This is a genomic window from Allobosea sp. CER48, from assembly GCF_044752385.1.
GTDB lineage: Bacteria > Pseudomonadota > Alphaproteobacteria > Rhizobiales > Beijerinckiaceae > Allobosea.
This window is the reverse complement of sequence record NZ_JBIWYK010000324.1, coordinates 1-3,724: the sequence shown is the minus strand read 5'-3', so window position 1 is coordinate 3,724 and position 3,724 is coordinate 1. Positions and strand designations below refer to the sequence as shown.

Annotated in this window: 4 protein-coding genes; 1 reads left to right on the top strand and 3 read right to left on the bottom strand. The window is 67.1% G+C overall.

What is annotated here, in order from left to right; all coding sequences use genetic code 11:
* Window positions 1-38: 38 nt before the first annotated feature.
* A complete protein-coding gene (locus ACIPIA_RS12110; RefSeq protein ID WP_400509815.1) occupies window positions 39-509 on the bottom strand; it encodes an Hsp20 family protein in 471 nt (156 codons plus the stop codon).
* Between the two features lie 209 nt (window positions 510-718).
* Here ACIPIA_RS12110 and ACIPIA_RS12105 point away from each other — a divergent pair, with 209 nt between their 5' ends.
* Complete coding sequence (locus tag ACIPIA_RS12105; RefSeq protein WP_400509813.1) at window positions 719-1,777, top strand: alpha/beta hydrolase; 1,059 nt, start codon at window positions 719-721, stop codon at window positions 1,775-1,777.
* On the opposite strand, the gene hisN is transcribed toward ACIPIA_RS12105, so the two are convergent.
* Window positions 1,682-2,464, bottom strand: coding sequence for a histidinol-phosphatase (gene hisN / locus ACIPIA_RS12100; RefSeq protein WP_400509810.1), 783 nt, complete (start codon window positions 2,462-2,464; stop codon window positions 1,682-1,684). The genes ACIPIA_RS12105 and hisN overlap by 96 nt on opposite strands.
* A gap of 324 nt (window positions 2,465-2,788) precedes the next feature.
* Complete coding sequence (locus tag ACIPIA_RS12095; RefSeq protein WP_400509818.1) at window positions 2,789-3,709, bottom strand: N-formylglutamate amidohydrolase; 921 nt, start codon at window positions 3,707-3,709, stop codon at window positions 2,789-2,791.
* Window positions 3,710-3,724 lie beyond the last annotated feature (15 nt).

The window sequence follows — 3,724 nt, the reverse complement described above, 5'->3', positions numbered from 1 at the left end:
GCGGGCACAGGCCGGGCTGGGAGCCTTCGCCGAGCGGATTACGCGGCCTTTGCGGTCTCGATCTTGGCTTCGAGGACCTTGGCCGAGCCGGCGCCGATCGGAATCTGGCGGGGCTTCTTGGCCTCGGGAATCTCGCGCACGAGGTCGATATGGAGCAGGCCATTCTCGAGGCTGGCTCCGGTCACCTGCACGTAGTCGGCGAGCTGGAAACGGCGTTCGAAGGCGCGGGCGGCGATGCCCTGATGCAGGACCTCGCGCTTCTCGCCGCTGGCGGGCTGCTTGTCGCCCTTCACGGTGAGCGCGTTTTCCTTGGACTCGATGGAGAGGTCCCCCTCGCCGAAGCCCGCGACCGCGATGGTGATGCGGTAGCCGTTCTCGGCGGTCCGCTCGATATTGTAGGGCGGATAACCCGGCGCGGCATCGTTGCTGGTCGCCTGGTCGAGCAGATTGAACAGGCGGTCGAAGCCGACGGTCGAGCGATAGAGCGGGGAGAGATCGAATTGACGCATGATATGTCCTCCGAAGAAGCGACAGTCTGGTCAGCCCGCCTCATCTGAGCACGGGCCTGGTTACGGTTTGCGCACCCGGTTCCGGCCTGCGCCCCAATGATCTGGGATGGCGTTTCGGCTTTTCAAGAGCCCCCGCCAACGGGCATAAGCGGAGGCGAAAGCCGCTCGGCCGCCGATGAGGGCGCGTCGTCGCGATGCGGAGAGAGCCGATGGCCGAGGCCGTTCTTTTTGCCCATCCCGACTATCCCGTCCCGGGCCATGCCAAGGTGTGGGCTGCCCGGACGAGCGACGGAGCCGGCCTGCGCCTGGCCAGCTGGCGGCCGACTGTCAAGCCCGCGCGCGGAACGATCGTCGTCGTGCAGGGCCGGGCGGAGTTCATCGAGCGCTATAGCGAGACGGTGGCAGAGCTGCGCCGCCGTGGCTTCCATGTCCTGACCTTCGACTGGCGCGGCCAGGGCGGTTCGCAGCGCTTCGTCCGCCGCGAGCGCAAGGGACATGTCGGCCGCCTCAAGCACTACGAAGCCGACCTCGCCCTCGTCATGGCCGAGATGCAGGCGAAACTCCCGCCGCCCTATTTCGCCCTCGCCCATTCGATGGGGGCGGCGCTCTGCCTCGACGCCGCCCGCCATGGCGCCCTCCCGGTTTCCCGGATGGTGGCGCTCGCACCCATGCTCGGCCTCACCATGATCGCGCATCAGGCCCGGGCCAGCAGGCTCGCGAGCCTGCTCTACTGGCTGGGCTTCGGCCGCGCCTTCATCCCAGGCGGCGGCGAAACCGCCATCGCGACCAAACCGTTCGATGGCAACCGGCTGACCAGCGATCCCGTCCGCTACGCCCGCAACAGCGCGCTCTCGGCAGAAGCCCGCCATCTCAGCATAGGCGACCCGACGATCGCCTGGGTCAGGACCGCCTTTCGCCTGATGGCCCGACTCAATGCGCCTTCGGCTGCGCTGCAGGTCAAGGTGCCGACGCTGATCATCGCCGCGGGGCTCGACCCTGTCGTCTCGACGCCGGCGATCGAGCGCTTCGCGGCACGCCTCAAGACCGGCTCGGCTCTGGTGCTGCCGACGGCACGCCACGAGATCCTGATGGAAAGCGACCCGATTCGCGCGCAATTCTGGGCCGCCTTCGACGCCTTCATTCCGGGGGAGGACCAGCAGCCTGCGGCGGCCTCAACCGGCGAGGCTCGCGAGGGCAGCCTCATGCAGCGCCTTGCTGCCGGCGGCGAGGATGCGCCCCCCGCCGGCGGCGCTGCCGCCGTCCCATGAGGTGACGACACCGCCAGCGCCCTCGATGATCGGGATCAGCGCCACGATGTCGTAGGGCTTGAGACCGCTCTCGATGACGAGATCGACATGTCCGGCGGCCAGCATGCAGTAGGCGTAGCAATCGCAGCCATAGCGCGACAGGCGCACCTGCTTCTCCACGCGTGCGAACGCCTTCTCCTCGTCGCCCAGGAACAACGCCGGCGAGGTCGTCATCAACGTGGCGGAAGCGAGATCCGAAACCTGTCGGGTGCGCAGTTTCCGCGGCCCTCCCGGCCCCTCGTAACGCGCCTCCCGCCCGTCGCCGGAATAGCGCTCGCCCGAGAAGGGCTGGTGCATCATGCCGTAGACCGGCATGCCCTCGCGCGTCAGCCCGATCAGCGTGCCCCAGACCGGAATGCCGGAAATGAACGCCCGCGTGCCGTCGATCGGATCGAGCACCCAGACATACTCCGCATCGGTGTTCTCGCTGCCATATTCCTCGCCGAGCACGCCATGAGCCGGGAACTGCCGCTTGATCATGTGGCGCATCACCGATTCGCCGGCACGATCAGCCTCGGTGACGGGATCGAACACGCCGCCCTTCGACTTGTCCTCGGTCTGATGATGCGCCCGGAAAAACGGCAGGATCGCCCGCCCCGACTGGGTCGCCAGTTCCGCGACGAAAGCGCCGAAATCGACTGCGCTCATGAAAGGGCCTCCAGTTTGCTGCTCCGCAGCATCAATGCCTTGGACTACGAGTTCCGAAACAGGCCGGATTGCTGAAAATCGGGAAAAATCCCGAAAACCAGGCCATCGTCATGCAACAGATGCATGACACCTGCGATTTCATGCGATTTCGCTTGCGTTTTGCAGCGCACCCTCATATTGTGCACTGCGAAGGGGAGATGATCTCAAACCTTCATTGCCCTCCTTGGGCGTTTCCTCCCTAGACTTGGGCCGCCACGCCAGTGTGCGGCCCTTTTTTTCGCCGACGCCGCTTATTCCGCGCCGAGGCCGCCCCCCATAGCCCCGCTACTCCGCCGCCTCGCGCCAGTCGTCGAGCCACCCGCTCCAGCGCGCGAAGCAGTCGGCCATCGCGCTCGATATCGCCTGCTCGACCCCGCCGAAGCCGGCATGCGGCTCCAGCGTCGCCTCGTTCATGTAGAGCGCGCGGTTCACCTCGATCTGCAGCGCATGGACCCCGGAAGCGGGAGCGCCGTAATGTTCGGTGATGAAGCCGCCCGCATAGGGCCGGTTGCGCGTGACACTGAAGCCGAGCCGCGTAAAAGCCTGCTCGGCAATGTCGATGATGTAGCCGGCGGCGCTGGTGCCGAAGCGGTCACCGATAATGATGTCGGATTTCGTCAGCCCGTCCCGGTCGAGCCCGGCCGAGGGCATCGAATGGGCATCAACCAGGATGCAGGTGCCGAACACGCCCTGCGTCCGCTGGATCAGTCCGCGCAGGGCGGCGTGATACGGCCGGTAGAGGTCGTCGATTCGAGCGAGCCCCTCGGCGATCGGAATGCGCCCGAAATAGATCTCCTGGGCGTCGCCGACGATGCGGGGAATGGTGCCGAGCCCCCCGGCGACGCGCATCGAGCGTGTGTTGGCGAAGGGCGGAACCCGCCCTTCGAACATGCGCGGGTCGAGTTCATAGGGCTCGCGATTGACGTCGAGATAGGCGCGCGGAAACTCCGCCACCAGGAGCGGCGCGCCGAGCGCCACGCTGTGCCCGAACAGCCGGTCGACGAAGGCGTCCTCCGAGCGCCTGAGGCTGCGCAGCGGCAGCCGCGCCGCCTCGACGAACCCCCGCGGGTAGCAGCGGCCCGCATGCGGCACGTCGACGGCCACCGGCACGACCTGCAGAGCCGGCTGGTACAGGCTGAACGGCCGCTCGATCTCGGCGACGACGTCGTCGGGCGCGGGCGGAAAGGGGGCGGAGGACAAGCTCATTCCACAGGAGAGAAG